Annotated in this window: 25 protein-coding genes; 15 read left to right on the top strand and 10 right to left on the bottom strand. The window is 63.4% G+C overall.

What is annotated here, in order from left to right:
* Nucleotides 1-67 precede the first annotated feature (67 nt).
* The 6 genes from C1T17_RS03275 to C1T17_RS03250 all read left to right on the top strand — a co-directional run bounded on the left by C1T17_RS03275 (nt 68) and on the right by C1T17_RS03250 (nt 6,512).
* The gene (locus C1T17_RS03275; protein ID WP_104952199.1) at nt 68-1,219 is read left to right on the top strand and encodes a hypothetical protein; all 1,152 of its coding nucleotides are present in this window, start codon (nt 68-70) and stop codon (nt 1,217-1,219) included.
* Nucleotides 1,220-1,259: 40 nt separating this feature from the next.
* On the top strand, nt 1,260-2,804 hold the full coding sequence (locus C1T17_RS03270; protein WP_104952198.1) for a cryptochrome/photolyase family protein: 1,545 nt from the start codon (nt 1,260-1,262) through the stop codon (nt 2,802-2,804).
* A gap of 28 nt (nt 2,805-2,832) precedes the next feature.
* Nucleotides 2,833-3,675: a 3-mercaptopyruvate sulfurtransferase gene (gene sseA / locus C1T17_RS03265; protein WP_104952197.1), complete on the top strand. Its 843-nt coding sequence runs from the start codon at nt 2,833-2,835 to the stop codon at nt 3,673-3,675.
* Between the two features lie 10 nt (nt 3,676-3,685).
* Nucleotides 3,686-4,906, top strand: a complete 1,221-nt coding sequence (metC, locus tag C1T17_RS03260; RefSeq protein WP_104952196.1) for a cystathionine beta-lyase — start codon at nt 3,686-3,688, stop codon at nt 4,904-4,906.
* Nucleotides 4,907-5,116: 210 nt separating this feature from the next.
* Nucleotides 5,117-5,872, top strand: a complete 756-nt coding sequence (locus tag C1T17_RS03255) for a TorF family putative porin (RefSeq protein ID WP_104952195.1) — start codon at nt 5,117-5,119, stop codon at nt 5,870-5,872.
* 121 nt (nt 5,873-5,993) lie between these two features.
* Nucleotides 5,994-6,512 (top strand): sterol desaturase family protein, encoded by a 519-nt coding sequence (locus C1T17_RS03250; protein WP_104952194.1) that lies wholly within the window; start codon nt 5,994-5,996, stop codon nt 6,510-6,512.
* 6 nt (nt 6,513-6,518) lie between these two features.
* Here C1T17_RS03250 and C1T17_RS03245 read toward each other — a convergent pair whose 3' ends face one another.
* Together C1T17_RS03245 and C1T17_RS03240 are read right to left on the bottom strand one after the other, a co-directional pair.
* Nucleotides 6,519-6,965, bottom strand: a complete 447-nt coding sequence (locus C1T17_RS03245) for a hypothetical protein (protein WP_104952193.1) — start codon at nt 6,963-6,965, stop codon at nt 6,519-6,521.
* Between the two features lie 178 nt (nt 6,966-7,143).
* On the bottom strand, nt 7,144-7,305 hold the full coding sequence (locus tag C1T17_RS03240; protein ID WP_104952192.1) for a DUF1674 domain-containing protein: 162 nt from the start codon (nt 7,303-7,305) through the stop codon (nt 7,144-7,146).
* Between the two features lie 157 nt (nt 7,306-7,462).
* On the opposite strand from C1T17_RS03240, the gene C1T17_RS03235 reads away from it, so the two are divergent.
* The 7 genes from C1T17_RS03235 (at nt 7,463) to C1T17_RS03205 (ending at nt 16,765) form a co-directional block, all read left to right on the top strand.
* Entirely contained in the window at nt 7,463-8,767 is a 1,305-nt protein-coding gene (locus C1T17_RS03235) for an RsmB/NOP family class I SAM-dependent RNA methyltransferase (RefSeq protein WP_104952191.1), read from the top strand.
* A 54-nt stretch (nt 8,768-8,821) separates the two neighbouring features.
* A complete protein-coding gene (rpe, locus tag C1T17_RS03230; RefSeq protein WP_104952190.1) occupies nt 8,822-9,496 on the top strand; it encodes a ribulose-phosphate 3-epimerase in 675 nt (224 codons plus the stop codon).
* 35 nt (nt 9,497-9,531) lie between these two features.
* The gene (locus tag C1T17_RS03225) at nt 9,532-11,256 is read left to right on the top strand and encodes a heparinase II/III family protein (RefSeq protein ID WP_223262894.1); all 1,725 of its coding nucleotides are present in this window, start codon (nt 9,532-9,534) and stop codon (nt 11,254-11,256) included.
* Nucleotides 11,257-11,346: 90 nt separating this feature from the next.
* Nucleotides 11,347-12,933, top strand: coding sequence for a bifunctional phosphoribosylaminoimidazolecarboxamide formyltransferase/IMP cyclohydrolase (purH, locus tag C1T17_RS03220; protein ID WP_104952188.1), 1,587 nt, complete (start codon nt 11,347-11,349; stop codon nt 12,931-12,933).
* A 99-nt stretch (nt 12,934-13,032) separates the two neighbouring features.
* Nucleotides 13,033-14,556 carry an NAD(P)/FAD-dependent oxidoreductase gene (locus C1T17_RS03215; RefSeq protein ID WP_104952187.1) on the top strand — a complete coding sequence of 508 codons (1,524 nt, stop codon included), beginning with the start codon at nt 13,033-13,035 and terminating at the stop codon, nt 14,554-14,556.
* Nucleotides 14,557-14,558: 2 nt separating this feature from the next.
* Nucleotides 14,559-14,957: a GtrA family protein gene (locus C1T17_RS03210; protein WP_104952186.1), complete on the top strand. Its 399-nt coding sequence runs from the start codon at nt 14,559-14,561 to the stop codon at nt 14,955-14,957.
* Nucleotides 14,957-16,765, top strand: a complete 1,809-nt coding sequence (locus C1T17_RS03205; RefSeq protein WP_104952185.1) for a hypothetical protein — start codon at nt 14,957-14,959, stop codon at nt 16,763-16,765. Before C1T17_RS03210 ends, C1T17_RS03205 begins: the two co-directional genes overlap by 1 nt.
* Here C1T17_RS03205 and msrB read toward each other — a convergent pair.
* Genes msrB through C1T17_RS03190 form a run of 3 tightly spaced genes read right to left on the bottom strand, consistent with a single transcriptional unit; the run spans nt 16,762 to nt 19,455 of the window.
* On the bottom strand, nt 16,762-17,268 hold the full coding sequence (gene msrB / locus C1T17_RS03200) for a peptide-methionine (R)-S-oxide reductase MsrB (protein WP_104952184.1): 507 nt from the start codon (nt 17,266-17,268) through the stop codon (nt 16,762-16,764). The two genes, C1T17_RS03205 and msrB, sit on opposite strands and share 4 nt — an antisense overlap.
* A 28-nt stretch (nt 17,269-17,296) precedes the next feature.
* Complete coding sequence (locus C1T17_RS03195; RefSeq protein ID WP_104952183.1) at nt 17,297-18,499, bottom strand: ABC transporter permease; 1,203 nt, start codon at nt 18,497-18,499, stop codon at nt 17,297-17,299.
* Nucleotides 18,496-19,455 carry an ABC transporter ATP-binding protein gene (locus C1T17_RS03190; protein ID WP_104952182.1) on the bottom strand — a complete coding sequence of 320 codons (960 nt, stop codon included), beginning with the start codon at nt 19,453-19,455 and terminating at the stop codon, nt 18,496-18,498. Before C1T17_RS03190 ends, C1T17_RS03195 begins: the two co-directional genes overlap by 4 nt.
* 23 nt (nt 19,456-19,478) lie before the next feature.
* Between C1T17_RS03190 and queG the strand changes: the two genes are divergently transcribed.
* Nucleotides 19,479-20,552 carry a tRNA epoxyqueuosine(34) reductase QueG gene (gene queG / locus C1T17_RS03185; RefSeq protein WP_104952181.1) on the top strand — a complete coding sequence of 358 codons (1,074 nt, stop codon included), beginning with the start codon at nt 19,479-19,481 and terminating at the stop codon, nt 20,550-20,552.
* Here the strand turns inward: queG and C1T17_RS03180 are convergent.
* Together C1T17_RS03180 and C1T17_RS03175 are read right to left on the bottom strand one after the other, a co-directional pair.
* Nucleotides 20,530-20,901, bottom strand: a complete 372-nt coding sequence (locus tag C1T17_RS03180) for a hypothetical protein (RefSeq protein WP_104952180.1) — start codon at nt 20,899-20,901, stop codon at nt 20,530-20,532. The genes queG and C1T17_RS03180 overlap by 23 nt on opposite strands.
* Nucleotides 20,894-21,571 carry an EI24 domain-containing protein gene (locus C1T17_RS03175; RefSeq protein ID WP_104952179.1) on the bottom strand — a complete coding sequence of 226 codons (678 nt, stop codon included), beginning with the start codon at nt 21,569-21,571 and terminating at the stop codon, nt 20,894-20,896. The genes C1T17_RS03180 and C1T17_RS03175 overlap by 8 nt, the downstream gene beginning before the upstream one ends.
* A gap of 109 nt (nt 21,572-21,680) precedes the next feature.
* Here C1T17_RS03175 and C1T17_RS03170 point away from each other — a divergent pair, with 109 nt between their 5' ends.
* Nucleotides 21,681-22,679, top strand: coding sequence for an adenosine kinase (locus tag C1T17_RS03170; protein ID WP_223262770.1), 999 nt, complete (start codon nt 21,681-21,683; stop codon nt 22,677-22,679).
* Here C1T17_RS03170 and C1T17_RS03165 read toward each other — a convergent pair.
* From C1T17_RS03165 to tsaD, 3 genes are all read right to left on the bottom strand, one after another.
* The gene (locus C1T17_RS03165; RefSeq protein ID WP_104954970.1) at nt 22,676-24,175 is read right to left on the bottom strand and encodes a lipopolysaccharide biosynthesis protein; all 1,500 of its coding nucleotides are present in this window, start codon (nt 24,173-24,175) and stop codon (nt 22,676-22,678) included. The genes C1T17_RS03170 and C1T17_RS03165 overlap by 4 nt on opposite strands.
* Nucleotides 24,176-24,297: 122 nt before the next feature.
* On the bottom strand, nt 24,298-25,284 hold the full coding sequence (locus C1T17_RS03160) for an NAD(P)H-dependent glycerol-3-phosphate dehydrogenase (RefSeq protein WP_104952177.1): 987 nt from the start codon (nt 25,282-25,284) through the stop codon (nt 24,298-24,300).
* A complete protein-coding gene (tsaD, locus tag C1T17_RS03155; RefSeq protein ID WP_104952176.1) occupies nt 25,281-26,315 on the bottom strand; it encodes a tRNA (adenosine(37)-N6)-threonylcarbamoyltransferase complex transferase subunit TsaD in 1,035 nt (344 codons plus the stop codon). Before tsaD ends, C1T17_RS03160 begins: the two co-directional genes overlap by 4 nt.
* Nucleotides 26,316-26,355: the final 40 nt, after the last annotated feature.

Here is a 26,355-nt window from a genome sequence, read left to right as displayed (position 1 = left end):
TTCCCCGGTGCACTCCCTATAGGGTTCAGCAAAGGTTCACGCGTGCGCCAGCTTTGGCAGGAAGATCATGGGGATAGTAAAGTTTAGTTTGCTGACGGTCGCTATACTGGCCGCGCCTGTCGTCGCGGTGGCGCAGGATGATAGCGCCGCGCCGGTGTTACAGGACTTCCGGCTGGACCCGTCGCGCGATCCCAATCGACCGCGTGCGCCTGAACGTGCCGGTCCGGAAATCCGCAATGTACCCGATGCGGTACCACTGCCTTCGATCGACGCACCTGCGGTAAGTGCGCCGCCACCTGTTGCTGCCGCGCCTCCGCCACCGGTCGCGCGTACCGTTGCGCCTGCGCGAGCCGGGCCGGTGCGTCCAGTCGTGGAAGAGCAAGCACGGCCTGCGCCAGCGCCCTCGGATCGCCTAGCTCCGGTGGCGGATGGGGTTCCAGAAACTGCGTCGCCTATCGCTGTGCCGACGAACGAAGCCGCTCCTGCCCCGACTCCGCCGGTCGCGGAAGCGGCAACATCCTCGGCCAACCCATTGCCGTGGATAATGGGTGCTATCGCAGCGGTTTTGGTTGCAGCGTTTCTGCTGTTCAGGCGGCGGAACAAGACGGCGACTGTGCCGGAAGAGCTGGTCGAAGAGGTACCTGTTGCCGCGCCGGAACCGGACCCCGCCATGGCGGGACCCCTCGTCCCTGCCCCTGCCCCGCCGCCGCCTGCTGTCGTGACGCGAGTACGGGCCGAGACGCCCGTTTCTAACCCGCTTACTCTACGCTTTACCCCAATTCAGGTCCGCACGACTTTTACGGGCGTGCAGCTGGAATATCGGCTGACCTTGCGTAACGACACTGCCGTGCCGGCCGATGGCATTGCGGTTGCCGCCTTCATGGCCAACGCCGAGGCGCAGCAAATGCAGGTGCTTGCGGCATTTTTCGACGATCCCTTTGCACCTGAACAGCATCGCATTACGCATTTAGAGCCAGGTGCGGAGATCGTAGTGAACGGCGCATTGAGCCTCGACCAAGTTGTACCGATCGACGTGCAGGGCCGTGCGCTGCTGATCCCGCTGGTGGCGTTCAAAGCCATCTCTCTGGACGGCGACGATCTCGCGCGCGCGACGTTTATCGTGGGGCAGGAAAGCACGCCGCCGCGTCCGAAGATGGGACCGTTCCGTCTTGATCAAGGACCGCGCCAGTATCGCGACGTTGGAAGCCGTGTTGCATGAGGCCGCTTGATAATGCAGGTGCGCCGTCCGACTTAGGGGCATGACCGGCACGCCCAAGACTCTGATTCCCTTGCTGGGCGACCAGCTCAGTTTTGACCTCTCCTCGCTGGAGGACGCCGATCCGGCCACCACCGTCCTGTTGCTGATGGAAGTCGCGGACGAGACCGAATATGTCGGGCACCATCGCGCCAAGATCGCCTTCATCCTCTCCGCAATGCGCCATCATGCCGAAGCCCTGCGCGATGCGGGCTGGATGGTGGATTACATAAAGCTCGACGATCCCGACAACAGCGGCAGCTTCACCGGAGAAGTGGCCCGCGCTATTGAGCGGCATAACCCCGCCCGGATTGTCGTCACCGAAGCCGGGGAGTGGCGCGTTCAGGCAATGCTGGAAGAATGGGCGGACCGCTTCGGACTGCCTGTGGACATCCGCCTCGATACGCGCTTCATCGCCTCGCATGCCGAATTCGACACCTGGGCGGCGGGCAAGAAACAATTGCGGATGGAGTTCTTCTACCGCGAGATGCGCCGCAAGACCGGCCTGCTGATGGACGGCGACAAGCCTGAAGGCGGCAAATGGAACTACGACTCGGAAAATCGCAAGTCCGCTCAGCGCACCCTGCTGATGCCGCGTCCCGCCAACTTTACGCCCGACGCGATCTCGCAGGACGTGCTCGAACTAGTGCGCGGCCGTTTTCCGGATAACATCGGCAGCCTGGACCATTTCGCCTTCGCCACGACTCGAAAGCAGGCACTTGAAGCGCAAGCGACGTTCCTCGACGAAGCCCTGCCGCAATTCGGCGACTTTCAGGACGCAATGCTGGCCGGCGAGCCATTCCTCTGGCACGCGGCACTCTCGCCTTATATCAACGTCGGCCTGCTTGATCCGCTGGAGCTGTGCCGTGCGGTGGAGGAGCGCTACCGCGACGGCAAGGTGCCGCTGAACAGCGCGGAAGGGTTCATCCGGCAGATCATCGGCTGGCGCGAATTCGTGCGTGGCGTGTATTGGCGCGAAGGACCGGACTATGTAACGCGCAATCATCTGGACGCGCACCGGCCGCTCCCCGCCTTCTACTGGACGGGCGAGACGGACATGCATTGCCTCTCGCAGGCCATCGGCCAGACGATCGACCATGCTTATGCGCATCACATCCAGCGCCTCATGATTACCGGCAATTTCGCGTTGCTGATCGGCGCGAACCCGGCGCAGGTGCATCGCTGGTATCTTGAGGTCTATGCCGATGCCTATGAATGGGTGGAGTTGCCCAACACTTTGGGCATGAGCCAATTCGCGGACGGCGGTATATTGGGATCGAAACCCTATTGCTCGGGCGGCGCCTATATCGACCGGATGTCCGATTATTGCCGGCCCTGCCGCTATGATGTGAAGCAGCGGACCGGGCCAGACGCCTGCCCGTTCAATGCCCTCTACTGGCACTTCCTGGATCGCAACACCCGCAAGCTGCGCAACAATCAACGGCTCGCCATGCCGTATCGTACATGGGAGAAGATGGCGGAGAGCGACAGACAGGCCGTGCGCGATAGCGCGTCAGCCTTCCTCGACAGTCTGGTTCCTTACGCATAAAGCAGCCCTGCGACGGAGGGTGCGATATATGGATTTGCTGGTTTCTACCGATTGGCTTGCGGACCAAGCGGGGGCTTCGGACTTGCGCATAGTGGATGCGACGGCGTTTCTGCCGGGCAGCGACCGCGATCCGCAAGCGGAATATGATTCGGGGCATATTCCCGGCGCGTTCTTCCTGAACCTGCCCGAGTTGGCCGACCTCAACGATCCGCGTCCCGGCATGTTGCCGCCGCCTGAAAAGTTCGCGAGCCGCATGGCCGCACTGGGTCTGGGCGATGGTAGCCGCATCGTAATCTACGACAACTCTCCCCTGCGCACCTCGGCACGGGCATGGTGGATGTTCCACGTCTTCGGCGCGCACAAGGTCGCAATCCTCGACGGCGGCTTGCAGAAATGGGTGGCGGAAGGCCGCGCGCTGGAAACCGGCAAGCCCGAGACGCGCCATCGCCATTTCACGGTGTGGAAGGACGACACGACGATCGTCACCAAGGCCGATGTGCTGGCGAACATCACGACGAGACAAGCGCAGGTCGTGGACGCCCGCTCGATGAGCCGTTTCACCGGCGAAGACCCCGAACCCCGCGCGGGCATGGCGTCGGGCCATATTCCGGGTTCGGTGTGCCTGCCCTACAGCCGCCTGTTCAACGCGGACGGAAGGTGGAAACGCGGCCATGAATTGCGCGGCCTGTTCCATGAAGCGGGCGTCGATCTGGAAAAGCCGATGATCGTCAGTTGCGGCAGCGGCGTGACCGCAGCCGACGTGCTGTTCGCTGCGCACCTGCTGGGGAAGACGGACATTTCGCTCTACGATGGAAGCTGGAGCGAGTGGGGCGCCGATCCTGCGACGCCCAAGGCCACCGGACCTGCATGAAAGCGCGACGATGAACGAGGATAAGGACGATCTCCAGCCGCTGACCCACATGGTGCAGGCAGGGCGCAGGGCGGAATGGACCGGTATGCCGGGGCAACCCGGCGGCATCGTCAATCCGCCTGTGTGGCGGGCGTCCACCATCCTGTACGACAATGTCGCCCATTTACGCTCGGCGGTGCACGACACGCATGAGCGGCTGTTCTACGGGCGCAAGGGAACGCCGACCGCATGGTCGCTGGCGGACGCGCTGACCTCGCTCGAACCCGGTGCGGAGGCAACGGCGCTGTTTCCGTCGGGCGTCGCGGCGATAGCCTGCGCGCTGATGGGCGTGCTGCGACCCGGCGATGAACTGCTGATGGTCGACAGCGCATACGACCCGACGCGCAACTTCTGCGAAAAAGTCCTGCGGCCGTTCGGCGTCGACACGATCTACTATGATCCAATGATCGGCAGCGGAATTGCCGATCTCTGCACAGATCGCACCCGCGCTATCTTCATGGAAAGCCCCGGCAGCCTGACCTTCGAGGTGCAGGATGTGCCCGCGATCGTCGCCGTCGCCAAGTCACGCGATATCGTCACGCTGATCGACAACACATGGGCCACGTCGCTCTACTTTCAGCCGCTGTCGCACGGAGTGGATATCTCCATCCTCGCCTGCACCAAGTATATCGTTGGCCATAGCGACGTGATGATCGGATCGGTCACGGCCAACGCCGCGACATGGGAGAAGGTGCGCAGCAGCGCGCAATATTTCGGGCAGATGACCAGCCCCGACGATGCGTGGCTCGCCGCGCGCGGGTTACGGACCTTGGGCGTGCGGCTGGCGCAGCACCAAGTCGCGGCGCTCGAAGTCGCACGGTGGCTTGCCCAACAGCCTGAGGTCGCCCGCGTTCTCCACCCGGCACTCCCCGAATGTCCGGGCTATGAAATCTGGAAGCGGGATTTCAACGGATCGAGCGGCCTGTTCTCTTTCGTGCTGACTGGCGGCTCCGGCGCAAAAGCCGATAAGGCGCGGGCCGTTCTGATCGATGATCTAGCGCATTTTGGCATAGGATATAGCTGGGGCGGTTTCGAAAGTCTTGCCCTGCCGGTCGATCCGCAACGCTACCGCACCGCAACGCGATGGGAAGCAGAAGGGCTGGTCGTCAGGCTCAGTATCGGGCTTGAAGATCCTGCCGATCTGATCGCCGATCTCGCCTCAGGTCTTAAACGCTGGCGCTCAGCGATGTAATTTTGGACTGTCGTACATTGTTGCATGACAGCAACAATAGGGCAACAAACCGACATAATTAGACATAATCCTCTTGTGCGCTGCGGTACAGCGGGGCATTGCGATCGCGTTATCGGCAAGCCTGCTCCCTCCGTTGCTTTCCAAAGCCGGAGAGAGAAGCGGGGGCCATAGCGCAGGTGGGACGGCCGCATAGCCATCAAGGGGAATATCATGCGCAAGTCCATTATCGGCCTCACGGCCGTACTTCTTTCGACCATCGCCAGCCCTGTTTTCGCACAGGAAGAACCGGCGCCCGCAGTTACCGTGACCGGCGGCGCGACAGTCGTCACCGACTATCGCTTCCGTGGCATTTCGCAGACCGACAAGAGGTTCGCCGTACAGGGCACCTTCACTGTCGCGCACGAATCAGGCTTTTACGCCACCGTCTGGGGTTCCTCGATCGACGATTACATCGCCACCGGTAGCGACCAGGAAATCGACCTGATCGCCGGTTGGGCCAAGGATTTCAACGGCACGAAGCTCGACGTGGGTGTTCTGTATTACTACTACCCCGGTTCAGGCGGCACCAACACCGATTTCATTGAACCCTATGCCGCAGTGTCGCACACGTTCGGCCCTGCCACGGCAAAGCTATCGGCTGCCTATGCTCCTAAGCAACACGCGCTTGCCAGCCTCGGCAAGGCTCGCCAGGACAACCTGTACACCGCGTTCGATCTGGGCGCTGGTATCCCTGAAACGCCCGTCAGCCTGTCCGCGCATGTCGGCCACAGCTTCGGACCGAGCTATCTGACGGCAGGTTCCAGCTTCAGCAAGGGTTACACTGATTGGAGCCTTGGCGCGAGCTACACCTGGAACCACCTGACTTTCGGTGTGAGCTATGTCGATACTGACGGCGACGTGTTCACGCCTTCGGGCCGCAATGCCAGCAAGGCCGGCGTAGTCGGCTCGGTGGGGGTCGCTTTCTGATCCGTCTGATCTAGCGTACGGGAGGCCGCTGACCAGAAGGTTGGCGGCCCTTTCTTTATGTACGCTCGCGCATCGACATATTGCTGTTCGAATATGGCGCGCGGATCGCTATATAGGCGGCATGTTCACCAGCTTGCCTTCGCTGATCCTGCTGTTCCTGCTCACCGTCGCGGGCATGGAGGCCTTTGCCTACGTCATGCATCGCTGGGTAATGCACGGCTTCGGCTGGTTCCTGCATGAGAGCCACCATCGGCCGCGCACCGGCAACTGGGAACTGAACGACGCCTATTTTGTGATCTTCGCCGCGCCCGCGATCCTGTTGTTGCTGGGCGGCGTGCAGTGGGGCTGGGGGCATTGGGCGACCGCCGTCGGCGCGGGCATCACCGCGTACGGGATGATCTATCTCGGCTTCCACGATGTCATCGTGCACCGACGCGTGGACCATCGCTATGTCCCGCGCTCCCCCTATATGAAGCGCATAGTGCAGGCTCACCGCCTGCATCATGCCGTCGAGACAAAGGCAGGCACGGTCAGCTTCGGCTTCCTTGTCGCCCCCAAACCCGAACATCTGAAGGCCGAACTCGCGAGACGGGGTCGCGCTGGCGTGCGCGCGCCGGTCGGCGCAGCCACGCCCAAATAGCTGCCGTTACAGCGCCAGCAGCCGCTCGCCGATGCGATTGAGGTTCACGATCTCCGCGTTCAATTGATCGTAGGACACATGCGCCTGTACGTTCTTCTGGTCGCGACAGGCAAAGCCACCCGGCTCCGCCCCCTGGAAACCCGATATGATGAGGCCACGGAAGCGATCGATCCGCTGAATATCGCGTTCAAGCTCTGCAATCTCACCCAGCACCGTCGCGTTGCGCTTGTCACGTATCGACACCATCGCGCGTAATTCACCCAGCAGCTTTCCCATGCCGGGCCGCGAACGCGAACACAGCGTCCGCACATCGCCCGCCGCTTCCCGCAACAGGCTGATCTTCTGCTCCAGGCGCTGTTCCAGCACGCCCCAGGCGCAGACGAGCCGCCCCACGCCGCAAAGCAGATCGTCGTCCAGCGCGTTCAATTCCGCAAATGCTGGCGCGTGCTTCATCAACGCAATGGTTCCCCTGACAAGACATGCAGGGTATCGGCGCGCGGCGGGCGATCCTAGGGTAAATCGAGGGGCAACCATGGCTCTCCCCGCATATCAGGCACAACTTAACTTAAGTTGTGTGAAATTGTCACAAACCTCTGTCGTCCCTCAGCGAATCAACAGGTTGCACAGCTCGTCAAAAGTCGACGGCGATGCCTTTCCGTTCCCAATCGCCGTAGCGGGTCGGACTCAATTCTTCATGGATAGCAGGTTGTTTGTCGATGGGATCAGGCGTGGGAACCGGCGGGCTCTTTGACCAATGCGCGGGCGGCTTCACATGATCGGGACGTTTCGCCATGTTCGCTTCCTTCTTCCTGAACGCATGCCAGCACAGTACACACAAACACACTGCACCTGCGACATGGGTGTTGTACCCGTGTGAGGCAAGTGATGGCTTCTAACGACGTGACATAGCGGCGGGTGACGGCGAAGCCAAATGGCGCTAGTGGGACGCGATGGCTTCGACTCCCCCTGTCTCCCGATATCCCGCTCGCGCACCCGATGCGCCCGGCCTCCCCGCCCGCCGCGCTGCACTCCGCCTGCTGGACGCCGTGTTGCGCAGAGGTGATCCTTTGGAGATCGCCCTCCATGGTGCAAGTCAGGGGATCGTTGATCGGGCGGATCGGGCGCTGGTGCACGCGATTGCGGCCGAGACGCTCCGCCACTTGCCCGATCTGGATGCTCTCATCGACAGCGCCACGCGCAATCGCCTCCCTGACGATGCAAAGGCGCGCATGGTGCTACGGATCGCACTGGTGCAGGCGCTCGTGCTGGGCACCCCGCCCCACGCGGCGATCGCCACGGCCTTGCCGCTGGTGGATGGCGGTCCGCGCAAGCTGGTGCACGGCGTTTTCGGGACACTGATGCGGGGCACGGCGACCTTGCCCGCCGTTCCTGCCCTACTGCCGGAAGTTGCTGCGCGCTGGGCGGAGCAATGGGGCGAGGCCATGCCCGAAGCAGCGGCGAAGGCCTTCGTGGTTCGTCCGCCCGTTGACGTCACGCTACGTGATCCCACGGAGACGGCGATGTGGGCCGAACGGCTGGGCGGCGAGTCGCTCGCGCCCGGCCACGTCCGCTTGCCCGCGCATGATGCCATAACGGAGCTGCCCGGCTTTGATGATGGCGCATGGTGGGTGCAGGACATTGCTGCCTCGATCCCCGCACGACTGCTTGGCACAGGCGAGGGTCGCCATGTGCTGGACCTCTGCGCCGCACCCGGTGGCAAGACGATGCAACTCGCGGCTGCCGGATGGTCCGTGACTGCCATCGATCAGTCGGCAAAGCGCCTCACGCGGCTGTCGGACAATCTGGCGCGCGTCGATCTTTCGGCGAGTGTCGTCACCGCCGACTTGCGTGACTGGGCACCGGAAGCGCCTGCCGATGCCGTGCTGCTCGATGCCCCCTGCACCGCCACGGGCATCTACCGTCGCCATCCTGACGTTCTCCATCGCATCGGGCCGCGCCAGATCGCTGAACTTGCCGAATTGCAGGCGGCGTTGCTCATCCGCGCGGCGGATTGGGTGAAGCCCGGCGGCACGCTCGTTTATGCAACATGCTCGCTCGAACAGGCCGAAGGCGAAGCGCAGATCACGCGTTTCCTGGCCGAAAACCACGCATTTACAATCGCTCCGCCCGAGGCCGAGGAACTTCCGCAAGGCGTGACGGCTACGGCGGAAGGATGGGTCCGAACCCTGCCCTTACCGCTGGCCGATAAGGGCGGGACGGACGGCTTCTTCATCGCGCGCATGGTTCGTCACTGAAGCCGCGTAACAGCGGTTGCGCCACCTGATTCGCGCGTCTAAGGCGATGGGTCAATGACCGTCACCGAACCCCGCGCCGTCCGCATCGCTCCCTCGATCCTCTCCGCCGACTTCGCACGGCTGGGCGAGGAAGTGCGCGCCATCGACGCCGCCGGATGCGATTGGGTTCATGTCGACGTGATGGACGGGCATTTCGTGCCCAACATCACTATCGGTCCTGCCGTCGTGAAGGCACTGCGCCCGCACACGACCAAGCCGCTCGACGTACACTTGATGATCTCGCCCATCGACAGCTTTCTGGACGCCTTTGCAGAGGCGGGCGCGGATATCCTGACGGTCCATCCCGAGGCGGGGCCGCACATTCATCGCACGGTGCAGCACATCAAGAGCCTGGGCAAGATGGCAGGCGTGGTGCTCAATCCCGGCACGCCAGCCAAGATGCTTGATTACCTCATCGATGACGTGGACCTCATTCTCGTGATGAGCGTGAACCCCGGTTTCGGCGGGCAGAGCTTCATCGAGAACCAGCTTCGCAAGATCGAGGCGATCCGCAAGATGATCGACAAGAGCGGTCGCGACATTCGCCTGCAAGTCGATGGCGGTATCGACTTCACTACGGCACCGCGGGCGATCGAGGCCGGGGCCGATGTGCTGGTCGCAGGCACAGCGACGTTCCGGGGTGGGCCGGATGCCTATGCCGACAATATCAAGAGGTTGCGGGGCGGGTGAGCGAACGCACCCGCTCCCGAGCAAAGCCAGTCGATCTGCCCGAGCCTGACGAAGGCGCGCAGATCGAAGAGGGCAAGCGCCTCATCCGCGTGTCGGATGACAAGGGCCGTTCGCTAGTAGCGCGTGTCGCCGACAGCTTCCATCGTTTCACATGGCGCACGCCGCTGCATTCGATGCGGCTCAAGGGCAAGTTCCCGCTGAAGCTGCTGGCGGTACCGAACGACAATATTCCCGGCGACGTGCGATCCGGGCAGGCACTGCGCGCCGGATATTTCTTGTTTCGGGGTTTGAAGCAGCCGATCGACGCGCTGGATTTCGCCAATCTCGACCTGCCTCCCGCGTTTCAGGACTATATCCACAGCTTCCTCTGGCTGCGCGACCTCTCGACCGTCGCGACTCGTGAGCAGGGTGCACCCATTGCCGAGGCGATCACGCGCAAATGGCTGGAGGCACATGCCGAGAAGCCGAGCGAGCCCGCATGGCGCGCAGATAATGCCGGATGGCGGCTATTCTTCTGGACGACACAGGCGCCGCTGATCCTCTCGTCCAGCGACCTCATCTATCGCTCGCTGATGCTGAACTGCATCGCCCGCACCGCGCGGCATCTCGACCAGAGCGCCGAGAAAGCGCCGGTCGGATTGCAGCGCCTCGTCGCATGGGGCGCGATCGTCGCGGCCTCGATGCTGCTGCCGGGCGGCGGACCGCGCAAAGTCTTCGGAGAGGCAGGCTTGCGCCGCGCACTCGACACGGCCTTCCACGCCGATGGCGGCACGATCTCCCGCTCGCCATTGGCGCAACTCGACAGCATCATGCTGCTCGCCATGTTGCGCGCCGTCTATGACGTGCGTCGCGAGGAGATGCCGCACTTCATCACCGAAGCCTTGAGCAAGGCCGTGCCTGCGTTGCTTGGTCTCACACATGGCGACCGGGGCCTGGGTAGCTGGCAGGGCGCGGGCGCTACCGATCCCGCGCTGGTCGAAGCGGTCGTGCTGGCCAGCGGCGTGCGTGCCCGCCCACTGCGGCAGGCCCGCGACTGGGGTTATCAACGACTGACGGCCGGGAACAGCGTGTTGCTGGTGGATGCCGCACCGCCGCCGATCGCGCGCCTCGCTGCCGCCGGATGCGCTTCGACTGCCGCGATGGAATTGAGCGATGGCCCGCATCGCCTGATCGTCAATTGCGGCGGCGCGGCTTTGGCCGGAGCGGCGATCACTGAAGATCTGGCGCAGGGGCTGCGCACCACGGCGGCGCATAGTACGCTTGTGCTGGCGGACAGCAATTCGACCGCCATTCTCGCCGACGGTACGCTCGGCAAGGGCGTCACCGAAGTCGAGCTGAACCGGCAGGAGCTGGAGACCGGCAGCCGTCTGGAACTCAGCCATGATGGCTACGTCCGCCGCATTGGCTATGTGCATCGCCGCCTGCTGATGCTGAGCATGGACGGGCGCGAGGTCCGGGGCGAGGACATGCTGCTCCCCGCCCAGCGCAGGCGCAAGCCCGCCGCGACGCCGTTCGTCATCCGCTTCCACTTGGCCCCCGGCGTGGAGCCGACGCTGACCGCCGACGCAATGGGCGCGCTGCTGCGCATCGATCTCGGTGCGCTCTGGCAGTTCCGCACCGGCAGCGGCACTCTGGCGATCGAGGACAGCCTGTGGGTGGACGGCGACGGCCAGCCGCATGCCTGCCAACAGCTCGTCGTCACCGGCGAAGCGCAACCGGGCGGCACCAGCACCGGATGGCTGCTCAAGCGCGTCGGATAGGCACGCTGTCCCTTCACGGGGCTATTATTTCGCGAAAATGAAACTATGGGGTCTGCGACATGCACCGGCCCAACGGGGACTAATCATCACATGACCGACATCACCATAAATCGCGCCCTCCTGTCGGTCTCTGACAAGAGCGGTCTGGCCGAGCTAGGCGCGGCACTGGCTTCGCATGGCGTGGAACTGGTGTCGACCGGAGGCACGGCCAAGGCACTGCGCGACGCCGGACTGAGCGTGATGGACATCAGCGAGTTGACTGGCTTTCCCGAGATGATGGACGGCCGCGTGAAGACCCTCCACCCCATCGTGCATGGCGGATTGCTGGCCGTGCGCGACAACCCTGAGCATGTCGCGGCGATGCAGGACCATGCGATCGGCGCGATCGATCTGGTCATCGTCAATCTATACCCCTTCGCCGCGACTGTTGCGAAGGGTGCGTCGCGCGAAGAGATCATCGAGAATATCGACATTGGCGGGCCGTCGATGGTCCGCTCCGCTGCCAAGAACCATGAGAGCGTGGCGATCGTCACCGATCCCGCCGATTATGCCCGCCTGATCTCAGAAATGGCGGAGAGCGGCGCCACCAGCTACAACTTCCGCCGTCTGCTCGCGGCCAAGGCTTACGCCGCCACTGCCGCCTACGACAGCATGATCGCCAACTGGTTTGCCTTTGCCGATCAGGGGTCGATGTTCCCGGAAAGCCTGTCCGTCGCCAGCACCCTCTCCTCGACGCTTCGCTATGGCGAGAATCCACATCAGTCCGCCGCGCTGTACGTCCCCGTCGCGCCGGGTGCGAAGGGGATTGCGCAGGCCATCCAGCTTCAGGGCAAGGAACTCTCTTACAATAATTACAATGACGCCGATGCGGCGCTCGAACTGGTCAGCGAATTTCGCGACGGCCCGCCCACGGTCGTCATCGTCAAGCATGCCAATCCCTGCGGCGTTGCCAGCGGCGAAACCCTGATCGAAGCTTATGAAGCCGCTCTTGCCTGCGACAGCGTGTCGGCGTTCGGCGGCATCATTGCGTTGAACCGTCCGCTGGATGGTGCAACAGCCGAAGCTATCAGCGGCATCTTCACCGAAGTCGTGGTCGCCCCTGCCGCCGATCATGCGGCGCGCGAGATTTTCGCGCGCAAGAAGAACCTGCGCCTGCTGCTGACCGGTGAGTTGCCCGATCCGAAGCGTGCGGGGCTGGCGATGAAGAGCATTGCGGGCGGCATCCTGTTCCAGAGCCGCGACAATGGCCAGATCACGCGCGACACGTTGAAAGTCGTAACCAAGCGCGCGCCGACCGAGCAGGAACTGGCCGACTGCCTGTTCGCCTGGACGGTGGCCAAACACGTCAAATCCAACGCCATCGTCTACGCCAAAGACGGTAGCACGGCAGGCGTCGGCGCAGGACAGATGAACCGCCTTGAATCCGCGCGGATCGCTGCATGGAAAGCCATAGACGCTGCCGAGAAGGCCGGATGGGCAACGCCCCGCACCATCGGGTCCGCCGTGGCGTCGGACGCCTTCTTCCCCTTCGCCGATGGCCTGCTCGCCGCAGTCGAGGCGGGCGCGACGGCAGTGATCCAGCCGGGCGGATCAATTCGCGACGATGAAGTCATCGCCGCAGCAGACGAAGCCGGTCTAGCGATGGTCTTCACGGGAATGCGCCACTTCCGGCATTGACCTTAACGAAGGCCACGGCATTTCGAAACGTCTCGTTAACCATTCCTTAGAGGATTTCCTTCACTCTGGGTTGCGAACCAATCCGGGGGACGATTTTCTATGCTGCGTACGGACAAGAGCGTCGATGTTGCGATCATCGGTGCCGGCCCTGCGGGCCTGACGGCGGCCTACCTTCTGACGAAGAAGGGCTACAGCGTCACCGTCATAGAAAAAGATTCGAAATATGTCGGCGGTATCAGCCGCACGGTGGAGCATGAAGGCTTCCGCTTCGACATCGGCGGGCATCGCTTCTTTTCCAAGTCCAAGGAAGTCGTGGATCTCTGGAACGAGATATTGCCCGACGACTTCATCCGACGCCCGCGTATGAGCCGCATCTATTATGAGGGCAAATTCTACAGCTATCCGCTGCGCGCCTTCGAAGCGCTCTGGAACCTTGGCATCCTACGCTCGACGCTATGCATGGCGAGCTTTGCCAAGGCGAAGATGTTCCCGAACCACAATGTCCGCTCCTTCCAAGACTGGACCGTCAATCAGTTCGGCCACAAGCTGTTCTCGATCTTCTTCAAGACCTACACCGAAAAGGTGTGGGGCATGCCGTGTGACGAAATGTCGGCGGACTGGGCGGCGCAGCGCATCAAGGGGCTGAGCCTCGGCGCGGCGGTGCTCGACGGCCTGAAACGCAGCCTTGGCCTTAACAAGCGCCCCAATGATGGCATGGCGACCAAGACGCTGCTCGAAACCTTCCGCTATCCGCGCCTTGGCCCCGGCATGATGTGGGAAGCCGCGCGCGACCGGATCGTCAAGGGCGGCAATCAGATACTGATGGGCCATGCCCTCAAGCAGATCGCGCAGGATCAGGTGACGGGCCGCTGGCGTGTGGCGGCAACGACAACCGATGGCGACACCGTCACGGTCAACGCCGCCCACGTCATCAGCTCCGCGCCGATGCGCGAACTGGCGAGCCGTATCCATCCGATGCCCGCCACGACCGGCGAGGCGGCAGACCTCAAATATCGCGACTTCCTGACAGTCGCGCTCATGATAAAGTCGGAAGACCTGTTCCCCGACAACTGGATCTACATTCACGACAGCAAGGTGAAGGTCGGCCGCGTGCAGAACTTCCGTAGCTGGTCGCCCGAAATGGTGCCGGACGACAGCATCGCCTGCGTCGGCCTTGAATATTTCTGCTTCGAAGGTGACGGCCTCTGGTCCTCGACCGACGACGACTTGATCGCACTCGCCAAGAAGGAAATGGCGATCTTAGGCCTGTGCAAGGCGCAGGATGTCGTGGGCGGCGCGGTCGTGCGGCAGGAAAAGGCGTACCCTGTCTATGACGATAGCTATGCCGCCAATGTTCTGGCCATGCGATCCGAGCTGGAAGAGAAATATCCGACGCTGCACTTGGTCGGGCGTAACGGCATGCACCGTTACAATAATCAAGATCACGCGATGATGACGGCGATGCTGACGGTCCGCAATATCGAGGCGGGCGCACGCGTTTACGACATCTGGGGCGTCAACGAAGACGCCGAATATCACGAGTCCGGCGACGAAGGCGAGCGCGCGGCACTGGCAAGCGAACGGCTCGTGCCGAGCCGCATCAGCGACAGCAAGGCCGCCTGACCATGCTGGCACGCTGGCTCGCGGCGGGGGTGCAGTTGACCTACACGCGCTACATCGTCGCCAGCGCTGCGGCGCTGGGGGCGGATCTTGCCGTCTTCATGTTGCTGCTGGCGAGTGGGATGGACGCGGCTGGGTCGTCCGCCGTTGGCTACATCTGCGGCATAGCGGTGCACTGGGTGCTCTCCAGCCGCGCAGTGTTCACAAGCCCCGGCTATGCAACGACGCGCCACCGCCAGCGGCTGCTGTTCCTGGGTTCCGCCTTGATCGGCTTGGGTTTAACGGCTGGAATCGTTGGCCTTGCCGACGGCTTAGGAATTGACGCACGGCTCGCCAAGATCGCCGCCGTCATCGTGAGCTTCCACGCCACCTATCTCCTCCGCAAGACCATAGTCTTCGCCTGATGCCCCGCCGCCCGTTCCGGTTCCCGCCACCGGCGGAATGGCGGCTGGTGCCTGTCGTCAGCCTGTTCGCGGCCATGATGTGCGTCATGATGGTGTGCACGAACTGGGCGAAGATCATTTCGTTGGGATTTCACGATCCTGATGATGCCCTACGCTATGTCGAGGTTCGTGATTTCCTAGCGGGGCAAAGCTGGTTCGATGTCTCCCAGCACCGCGTCAATATGCCCTTCGGCGGCCCCATGCACTGGTCGCGGATCGTGGACCTGCCCATCGCCACCATCATGCTACTGTTCAGGCCGCTGGCAGGCACGGGGATGGCAGACCGGATCGCACTGGCGGTGGTGCCGCTGCTGCTGTTCTGCGCTGTCTGCTTCATGGTTGCCTTGGCCGTGCGCCGCCTGGGAGGCACCATGGCCGCTATAGTTGCGATGCTTCTTATCAGCGCCTCGATGCCTGTTTTGGCGCAATTGAGGCCAATGCGTGTTGACCATCATGGCTGGCAGATCCTAATGTCGGCAGTGGCGCTCTGGGCCGCCTTCGATGCACGCCAGAGGCGCGGGGGGATTGTTGCGGGATTAGCCGTGGCGTTCTGGATGCATATCTCGAGCGAAGGTCTGCCCTATGCCGCGATGTTCGGCTGCGTCTTCGCACTGGCATTCCTGCGTGGTCGGCAGGCTTGGCCAAAGCTGTCAACCTACATGATGTCATTGTCGATAGGCTCCGCGGTGTTGCTCCTAGGCACGCGGGGTTGGCCTGAAGCGGCCAAACCCTATTGCGACGCCATCTCGCCCATATATCTGCTGCCGATCACCGCAGTCACTCTTGCCTTGCTTGGCACAAGATATTTCGCTGGGGTAGCAAACTGGTGGCGCCGGGCAGCCACGCCTGCAATGGCAGCCGCCTTGGGGGCTGCAACGTATCTTTCAACCGGAGGCGAATGCCGGACCGGTCCTTTTGCTGCGCTTGATCCGCTCGTGTACAAATACTGGTATCTAAACGTCAGCGAAGGTCGTCCGGCCTGGGAACAGAATCCGCTGCTGTCGGTCATCATCATCGCGCCGCCGTTGGTCGGTCTGGCAGGCATCTTACTTACGATAAAGCAAGAGCAGCAACCCGATCGTCGCTTTCAGTGGATCCAGATGCTGCTTCTTGGCAGCGGTGCCTATGCCGTGTCGATGCTCGTGGCGCGGGCGATGTCGATCTCCTATGTCTACGCTCTTCCCGGCTTGGCGGCGGTTATTCTCTTCTTTCTGCCCAAGGCACAGAACTTGCGTACGGCGCCTGCTCGCATAACGGCGACCTTAGCCTTGTTCGCAACCATGCCGCTTGGCATCGGCGCCGTTGCCGCGATCTTCTTGCCCGGTGAAGAGTCGCCAACCGCGCAAAACAATGTTCCGGATGAACTTATCACCGAAAAGCCGTGCTTAGTTCTGGACAAGCTAGCCGCGCTTGCGAGCCTTCCACGCGGTACGATTCTTGCGCCGCTTGACCAAGGTCCAAAGATCCTCGCGTACACACATCATAATGTCGTATCGACTGGCCATCACCGCAACAATCTCTCCATGCGCGATGTCATGCAATCCTTCATCGGACCCGCCACGCAAGCTCGCTCGATCATGGCCCGACATCACGTGTCCTATGTCGCTTATTGCCCTGCCATTGAAGTCGGCAATTACGTAAAGCTCGGCCCCAAGGGTTTCATGCACATGCTAGAAGCGGGAACTCCGCCTGACTGGCTGCATCCTGTGCCCATGCGCCCCGGCGAAACCATCAAGGTGTATCGCGTCAGCTACGACACGAAGCTCTAGGCCTCAGCCATGAACTTCATCGCGCCGCCGTTCATGCAGTAACGCAGGCCGGTGGGCTTCGGTCCGTCATCGAACACATGGCCAAGGTGCCCTCCGCATCGGCTGCAATGCACTTCGGTGCGGCTGTAGCCCAGTTCATTGTCGCGGCTGGTGGCGATGGCGCGCGGCAGCGGTTGCCAGAAACTCGGCCAACCTGTCCCACTGTCGAATTTGGTCTTGGACGAGAACAGCTTCTGATCGCATCCGGCGCAGGAGAACGTTCCCGCCCGATACTCCTTGTTCAGCGGGCTGGAAAAGGGCTGCTCGGTCGATGCCTCGCGCAGGATCGCATATTGCTGCGGATTAAGCTTCTTCTTCCACTGCGCGGGCGTCAACGCGACCGGAAACTTCGCCGCGTTGGCAGTGTCGTTCTCGCCGGGCAACATGCCAACGGCGATGGCGATGACGGCAACGCCTCCGGTGCCCAGCAAGGCGCGGCGCGTGAGGGTATTGGAAACGGGCATGGGGTCGCTCCTGACAGACTTGAAGCAGCTACGTTCGGGAAAGGCCGATGGATACAAGCGCACGCGAAAAAATTCCGCGTCGCTTCTCGCCGGTCCCGGACTTCAAGACATTGCGCCGGAACAGTCGGACGCCGATCCGGATGATGACCGCCACCCACAGCGCCTGCCAACACAGCGCCAGCACATGCGGCAGTAGCGCGTCCGACTGCGCGGCGCGGGCGATCATCGCGAAGGGGGAACTGAACGGGAAGATCGCGGCGATCACTTCGGGCGTTTGGCCCATACGATCGACACTGAAGCTCGCGAAGAAGAAGATCAGCACCTGCCCCATGGTGATCGGCATGGAGATCGTCTGTACTTCCCGCACCGTAGACGCCTGCGCGCCAATGCCGATGAACAGCGAGCCGAGCAGCGTGTAGGCCATAGTGAAGTAGAGCACGCCCAGCATAACGAACATCGGCCAGCCTACCGCGGGTTCCGGACTGTGAACTGTACTGCCGAACAGCAGCAGATAGCCGACCAGCGCCGTCGTCGCCCACACGGCGATCCCCACAAAGGACATCGCCAGCATCGCCAGCAACTTGCCCAGAAAGATGGCGTCCACCGGCACGGCGGCGGCCAGCACTTCGATGATCTTGTTCGTTTTCTCCTCGACCATGTTGGAGAGCACCATGCCCGCGAGCAACATCGTCAGCATGAAGAGGATCACCTGCGCGGCGCGGCCGGTCAGCAGGCGCGACTGGCGGTCGGAGCCAGTGCTTTCGGCGACAATGCGCGTGGCGATCCGCGTGTCGGGGAGCGTTGTGCCTGCACGGGCGACGCTGATGAGGAGCGAAAGATCGCCGCGCATCTGGTCGACGTCGCCACGCCTGCCGGTCAGGACCGGACGCGCCAATGTTCCGGACAGGACGGCGATCACCCCCTGCCCCTTGCCCGCCAGCAACGCTTGCGGATAGGACGATGCAGGATAGCGGCGCAGGTCGGGAACGCCGCGCGCGTCGAGACGCCGATGCGCCGCGTCCAGCGCTTTCGACTCGGCCGCAGAGAGAGCTACGGCCACGACAGGACGCATGCTGTCGTTGGCCATCCGATCCCCGATCGTGCCGAAGGCGACACCGAACACCACAGGCAGCAACGGCCCGATCAGAAACAGGATGAAGGATTTCGAGAAGATGATCGCCGTGAAATCGCGGCGCGCGATCACGAATGCGGCGCGCAGGATCTCCCTCATGCCGCTTCCTCCGTTGGCGCGTCGGACCCCATGTCCCGCAGAGCATCCGGACCCGCGATGGCGACGAAGGCATCGTGCAGGCCGGGACGCTCGATCGACAGGCTTTCGATACCCGCGTCGCCATCCATCAGCGCCTTGAGCAATGGCTCGACACCATTCTCCGGCAGAGGAAACGACCAGACATTGCCTTCGACCAACGCGTTCAGCGGCAACGCCTCTCGCCAAGGTCCATGACTGCGGCGTGTTTCCAGCCGAACCTGCGGGCGCAAGCGATCCCGCGCATCGCTCACCGATCCTTCGAACCTTATTCGCCCACCCGCGACGATGGCAATACGCTCGCAGAGCCGTTCGGCGTGCGCGATAACGTGCGTGGAAAACAGGATCGTCACGCCATCCGCCGCCTGCCGCCGGATCAGGGCTTCCAGCTTCCCCTGATTGATCGCGTCGAGGCCGGAGAATGGTTCGTCCAGCACGATCAGGCGCGGCGCATGCACGATCGTGCCAAGCAGTTGCACGGTCTGCGCCATCCCCTTCGACAAGGCGCGAACCGGCTTGTCGATGGCATCGCCAAGACCATGATCCTGCATCAGCACGCGCCCGCGCCGCCGCCCTTCTTTCAAAGGTAGGCCGCGCAGAGCGCCCATGAACGCAATCGCCTCCAGTGCCTTCATCGCCGGATACAAGCCACGCTCCTCGGGCAGATAGCCAACCATCCGCGCCTGGCTCAATGGCTCACGCGCGCCGAGCAATGTCCGATAGCCCTCATCCGGGTCGATAATGCCGAGCAGGGTGCGCAGCAGCGTCGTCTTGCCCGCGCCATTGGGGCCGAGCACGCCGTAGATGCTGCCCGCAGGCACCGCGATGTCGATGCCGTCGACTGCGCGGAAACTGCCGAAACGCTTGACAAGTCCATGCCCCTCAAGGGCATAGGGGACAGGATCGGAAGGGCCGTTCATCCGATCGACGATAGCCGCGCTCCATGACAACACAACCTATTCCTCTCGAAGAGCGGCTGAAGAGTGCCGCGCGTGACATCGGCTTTGCCGCCTGTGCGATTGCGCGCGCCGATGCCGCACCGCTCGCGGCCGAACGGTTGCAGGCGTGGATCGCGGAAGGGTGCCATGGCGACATGCTGTGGATGGAGGAGCGCGCCGCGCAGCGTGGATCGCCGCAAGGGCTATGGCCGGAGGTGCAGTCCGTCATCATGCTGGGCATGAGCTATGCCCCGGCACGCGATCCACTGGCGCTGGAAGACGTGCGGGATCGGGGGCGGATCTCCGTCTATGCGCAAGGGCAGGATTATCACGACATCGTCAAGAAAGCGCTGAAGGCGCTGGCCCGCTGGTTGGTAGAGGCTGCCGATTGCCAGTTGAAGGTGTTCGTGGATACCGCGCCGGTCATGGAAAAGCCGCTGGCCGAGGCTGCGGGGCTAGGCTGGCAAGGGAAGCACAGCAATCTGGTGAGCCAGGAACATGGCAGTTGGCTGTTCCTGGGTGCGATTTACACGACGGTGAAGTTGACGCCTGATTCGCCCGGTTGCGACCATTGCGGTTCGTGCACCGCCTGCCAGACGGCCTGCCCCACCGATGCGTTCCCCGCGCCCTACCGCGTCGATGCGCGGCGGTGCATTTCCTATCTCACCATCGAGCATAGGGGGCCGATACCCGAGGAATTCCGCGTGCCCATCGGCAACCGCATCTATGGCTGCGACGATTGTCTGGCGGTGTGCCCATGGAACAAGTTCGCGCAGACGGCGGCGACGCACCGCGCGTTCATCGGCCGGGCGGAAATGGCCGCACCGGAATTGCGCGAGTTGCTGGCGCTAGACGATGCGGGGTTCCGGGAAGTGTTCTCCGGCTCCCCGATCAAGCGCATCGGGCGCAACCGGATGGTGCGCAATGCAGCGATCGCGGCGGGGAACAGCAGGGATCCGACCCTTCTACCGCTGTTGGATTCGTTGAAAGCGGATGCCGACCCAGTAGTTGCCGAGGCGGCTGACTGGGCCGTCCGGCAATTGGCGTTTTTAGCCTCTACTTCGCCGTCAACATCGTAGCGCAGGCGGCGGGATCCACGTCCTTGCCCGCGGGCGTGCGACTATCGGCGTAGGTGACGACCGGCTCCTTGCCCTTGGCGCTGGCATACAGATAGGTGTCCAGCACGCAGCGTCCGTTGGCAAACTGCAGCTTGCGCACGCTGGGGTCGCGAATGTCGAGGCGCGGCCGGCCGAACATCTGGATCAGCTTCTTCGCGTCCGCTCCTATCAGCAGATGCCCCTTGCCATAAGCACTGGCCATCGGCCCGCTGGGTGGCGGAAGCGTCGACACGGGCGCTGCGGCGGGTACGCTGGCGCAGGCGGAAAGGCCCAGCGCCAACACACTCGCCAGAAAAATGCGTTTAGCCATGGGTCTTCCCTTTGCGGCCATGCAGGATGTGCACGGCCATAGCCGCGCTCCAGATCGGCGCAAGCAGGTTCGCGACCGGCACCAGGAACAGCAGCGCCGAAGCGAAGCCCATCGCCATCCGCGTGCCCTTGGGAATGGCGTGCAGATCAGGATGCCGTGCCTCCACCATGTCGGCGAGGTCGCGCCCGAGGAGGTAGGCGTTGACCGCCAGCAGCAGCGCGATCGTGCCGACGCCTGTCACCAGCAACGCGATGTAGAAGGGCAGCGCCACGAGGTTCCAACCAACCGTACGCAGGATCGATCGCGCGGCGAGCGCCATGCTGCGCGTGAAGGGCACATGTCGGGCCACCGCAGCGGCGGCGGGGTAGCTTTCGCGCTCCACCGCCTCGACGATCTGATCGCCGAACAGCCCTAAGACGGCAATCGCCACGGCACGAAACAACAGCCATGTCGTGGCCAGCGTGATGACGAATGCGGCGGCGGCTTCCACGAAGCCGCCCGTCGTGCTCGCCCACCCGATCCATGCAAAAAACCAGTGCAGGCCAGCCCATAAGCCAAAGCCCAATCCCGTAAACAGCACCAGCGTCAACGCCAGCGACTTGAACAGCACCGCGCGCGCCGTCGGGTGAAAGATTTGCGGGAAGGCACGCAGGGCGGCAGACAGGATCATGCAGCGACTATCGGCGGCGCTGTCGCATGCGTCAACATGGCCGCGTTGCGCTCCCCGCTTCCTTTCATTAGGACGCCGCCAACGCCCGCCTTTCAGATCAGGACTTTATGTGACCCAGACCCCCGCCCAATATGACGTCATCGCCATCGGCAACGCCATCGTCGATGTGATCGCCCGCGAAGACGACGCCTTTCTCGCCACGCATGCCCTCACCAAGGGCGCGATGCAGTTGCTCGACGCGGAAACGGCGGAGTTTCTGTACGATGCCATGGGTTCGGCGGTGGAGATCAGCGGCGGATCGGCGGCGAATACGCTTGCGGGCATGGCGGCGTTCGGCAAGTCCTGCGCCTTCATCGGCCAGGTACGCGACGATCAGTTGGGGCAGGTGTTCGCGCATGACATTCGCGCGCTCGGCATCGCATTCGATACGCCCGTCCGCACGCAGGAGCCACCGACGGCGCGCTGCCTCATCATGGTGACGCCCGACGCACAGCGGACGATGAACACCTATCTTGGCGCGTCGCAATTCCTGCCCGCACTGGCGCTGGACAAGACGACCATCCAGGCCGCGAAGATCCTGTATCTCGAAGGCTATCTCTGGGATCCCGAAGAGCCCCGCGCCGCGATGCGGACCGCAATCGGCTATGCCAAGGAAGCCGGGCGCAAGGTCGCCTTCACGCTCTCCGCCGACTTCGTGATCGCCCGCCATCGCGCCGACTTCCTTGCGCTGATCGAGGAGGGCCTGATCGACATCCTGTTTTCGAACGAGGATGAAATCCGCGCGCTGACCGAACTGGAAAGCCTGGAAGCGGCGATAGCCGCGATCGCGCCGAAGGTTCCGGTGCTGGTCTGCACCTGCGGCGCGGAAGGCGCGATCGCGATTGTCGACGGTGTCCGTTCGGAAACGACCGCAGCGCCTGTCGCGCAGATCGTCGATACCACGGGCGCGGGCGACCTGTTCGCCTCCGGCTTCCTCACTGGCTATGTCGATGGCCTTTCGGTCGAAGACAGCCTGAAGCTGGGCGCTATCGCCGCAGCCGAAGTGATTTCGCATTACGGTGCACGGCCCGAGGCGGACCTGAAACTGCTCCGCGCGCAGCAGCTCTAGGGCTTGGGCGCTTTGCGGAACAAGGCGCGGTCTTCGGGTCCGAAGCCGCGCCGCCAGATGACCAGCGCATAGACGCCCAGCACGACCGGCACGCCGAACACCAATTCGACCCACTCCATGTGCGGCGGCAGTGCGACAAACGCACTGCCCGCCAGCGTCGCGGCGGCGGCGGCCCACAGCAACGCCCAGCGCCACGCATTCACCGGCGCTTTGAGCAGGCGCGACAGCAGCTTGGCCTTTACGAGGGAGCTGAGGCCAAGCGCGATCGTCAGAGCCAGTGCAGGCGCAGCAGCGACGACCAGAGGGCTGAACCCGCTGCGCCGCGCGGCCATGATGAGAGCAAAGCTGAGGCATACCTGCACGGCGATCATCGCCAGCGAGATCGCCAGGTTGCGGAGCCGCGCCATGTATACCAGCGCGGATTCGCTCACCACGGCGGTGGCGGCGACCACTTCGGCGGCGAGCAGGAAAGCGAGCGCACCCGTGCCACCCACGAAGTTGGGGCCGACCAGACCCATAACCGCCTCACCGGGAATGCCGAGCGCCAGCGCGATCCCCGCCTGCGCGGCGATGATCCAGAAGCCGACCTGACTGACCTGTCGCGCGATGCCGGGCAGGTTGTTTTCCGCCAGGTTGCGCGTGATGACCGGGCCGAGCACCGGCTCGAAACTGGTTTTGAGTTTCTGCGGCAGGGACGCGACCTGCTGCGCTACATAATAGATGCCGACGATATACGGCGTAGCGAACAGACCAAGTATCGCGAGATCGAGGCGACGCGATCCCCACTCCACGGCGTCGGCAGCGGCAAGCGGCAGGTTGTGGCGCGTCAGTTTCGCCATCACGTTCCAGTGCGGCGTCCAACCGCGCGGAATGCCATAGTGACGGACCAACGGCACCAATGAGGCGATCAGCGCCAATATCATCGAGATGACGTAAGCGAGGATGAGGCCATCGCGTACCGAATAGAAGTAGAAACCAAGCGCGCCGGCGCTGATCGCCCACGGCTCGATGATCGAGCGCGCGCGCACGGTGGCCTTGATGTCGAAGTGATAGGCGCAGGCGGCTAACGCCACGTCCGATCCTGCGACGGCGATGATGATGAGGGGGAGCAGGCGGTCTAGGCCGTTGATGCCGCTATTTGGGAACATCGCCTGCGGCATCAGGATCAGCAGTCCGGCGGCAAGCAGCGATGCCAGCAGCGTCACCAGCATCGCTTCGGCGACGATGTGCCCGTGCGGACGCTCCGTGCCGCTGAGTTCGCCGGCAAGACCGCGCTTCAGGCCCATCGTCGCAAGCTGGGCGGCAAATTCAACGACCAGGATCGCGTAGGCGAAACGGCCGAGCACGTCCGCGCCATACAGACGCCCTGCGATGAACAGGAACGGCAGGCGCGCGGCGAGGCGCAGCAGGAAGCCGAAGATATTCGTGCGCCCACCCTTGGCGAGCGCTGCGATATCTTCGTCATCGGTGCGTGCGTGGTTGGCAGCATCGGCCAGAGGCCGCGCGCCATTCGCGTCGGAACTTGCCCCTACGGCCAAAAATCAGTGCCCCTCTCGTCGTTAACGGGCGACTGTATTGGAATCGCGGGCGGGTAAAAGAACAATTCGGTCCACCATGCTTATTGCAAGGTCGATTCTGCGCGAATGGGACGTGAAAGCAACGCTTCGACGACATCCCCGACGGGCCGGCTGCCTTCGAGCAACGCACAGACCGCTTCGACGATCGGCATGTCGACGCCTGCCGCGCGCGCCACATCGCGCAGGACCGGGGCCGTGAATGCGCCTTCCGCAACGGTGCGGCGATTGGCTAGCAATTCGGAGGCGGACTTCCCTTCGCCCAGCGCCTTGCCGAGCGAGAAGTTGCGCGAATTGGTGGACGAGCAGGTCAGGACCAGATCGCCGAGGCCGGACAGGCCCGCAAGCGTTTCCGCCTGCGCGCCGCGCGCAAGTCCGAAGCGGGTCATTTCGGCAAAGCCCCGGCTGATGAGCGCCGCGCGAGCATTGAGGCCAAGGCCAGCGCCTTCCGCGACGCCACAGCCGATGGCGAGCACATTTTTGACCGCCCCGCCGATCTCCGCCCCTATTACGTCGCGCGATAGATAGGGACGGAAGGACGGGCGTTTCATCCTGCTCGCGATCCGAGCGCCCAATGCCTCATCTTCGCAAGCGAGCGTAACTGCGGTCGGTAATCCGCGGCCCACCTCATGCGCGAAAGTAGGGCCGGAGAGCACCGCGACGGGCGCGACGGGGCATGTGGCTTGCGCCGCCTCTGACATCAGCAGGCCAGTGCCAGCTTCTATCCCCTTGCAGCAGATGATAAGCGCCTTGTTCTCGCACGGTGCCTGCGCCAGCAGGGTGCGGAGATGCTGGGCCGGAGTGACGATCAGCAAGGCATCGCAGTCTGCCAGATCATCGAGGTTGCCGGTCGCCTGCACATGGCCGCCGAGCGTTACGCCCGGAAGGTACAGGCTGTTTTCATGCCGCGCGTTGACGGATTCTACGACCTCCGGCTCCAACGCCCACAGCGGCACGGTTTCGCCGCCAGAGGCCGCCACTTGCGCGAGCGCCGTGCCCCATGCGCCTGCGCCGATTACGCCGATCTTCATGCTTTCACTCCTGCGCCGCGCGCCGCCTGTGCATCTGGGTCGAGCGGCCAGCGAGGCCGCGCGGCGAAATCGAGGCCATCGGTGAGGCCGAGCCCAAAGCGTTCCGCGCCAGCCCATGCGATCATCGCGGCGTTGTCGGTACACAGCCAGAGCGGCGGCGCGACGAAGCGCAGGTCATGGGACGCGGCGAGCGTTTCCAGCGCACACCGGATCGCCTGATTCGCCGCAACGCCGCCCGCGACGACGAAGGCGCTGATTTCGGGATGAGCGGCAAGCTGGCGGTGGCTGCGGTCGATCAGGCAGTCGATCACGGCCTGCTGAAAGCTCGCGGCGATATCCTCGACGCTGTGATTTCCGGATTGGGCAGCGCGCATGACGGCGCTCTTGAGGCCCGCGAACGAAAAATGCGGCTCGGCCGCGCCGAGCAACGGTCGCGGCAGCGGCACGGCCTTTGGGTTGCCGCGCAACGCCGCCTGTTCGACGGCGGGTCCACCCGGATAGCCGAGACCTAATAGCTTCGCCGTTTTGTCGAAGGCCTCGCCTGCCGCATCGTCGATAGTGGTCGCAAGGCGCGCATAGTTGCCGACGCCCCGCACCAGCAGAAGCTGGCAATGCCCGCCCGAGACGAGCAGCAACATATAGGGAAACCGCAATGACGGATCGGCCAGGCGCGGCGAGAGCGCATGACCCTCCAGATGGTTGACAGCAATCAACGGCTTGCCCGCGGCATGCGCCAGCGCCTTACCGGTGACGAGGCCCACCATCACGCCACCGATCAGCCCCGGACCTGCCGTGGCAGCGACTGCGTCCACATCGGCGAGCGTCAATCCCGCATCGGCAAAGGCGGCTTCGACAAGCGGCGTCAGCACCTCGACATGTGCGCGCGCAGCGATCTCCGGCACGACCCCGCCAAAGGGGCGATGCGCCTCCTCCTGTGTCGCGAGCCGGTGCGCCAATATGCGCCCGTCCTGCGTCACCAGCGCTGCTGCGGTTTCATCGCAACTCGATTCCAGGCCAAGGATGATCGTCATGGGGCTTCCCTCTAGTCCGACCTCTGGATAGAAGGAAGCG

This window comes from Sphingobium sp. SCG-1 (genome assembly GCF_002953135.1).
GTDB lineage: Bacteria > Pseudomonadota > Alphaproteobacteria > Sphingomonadales > Sphingomonadaceae > Sphingobium.
This window is presented reverse-complemented; position numbering and strand designations above follow the sequence as displayed.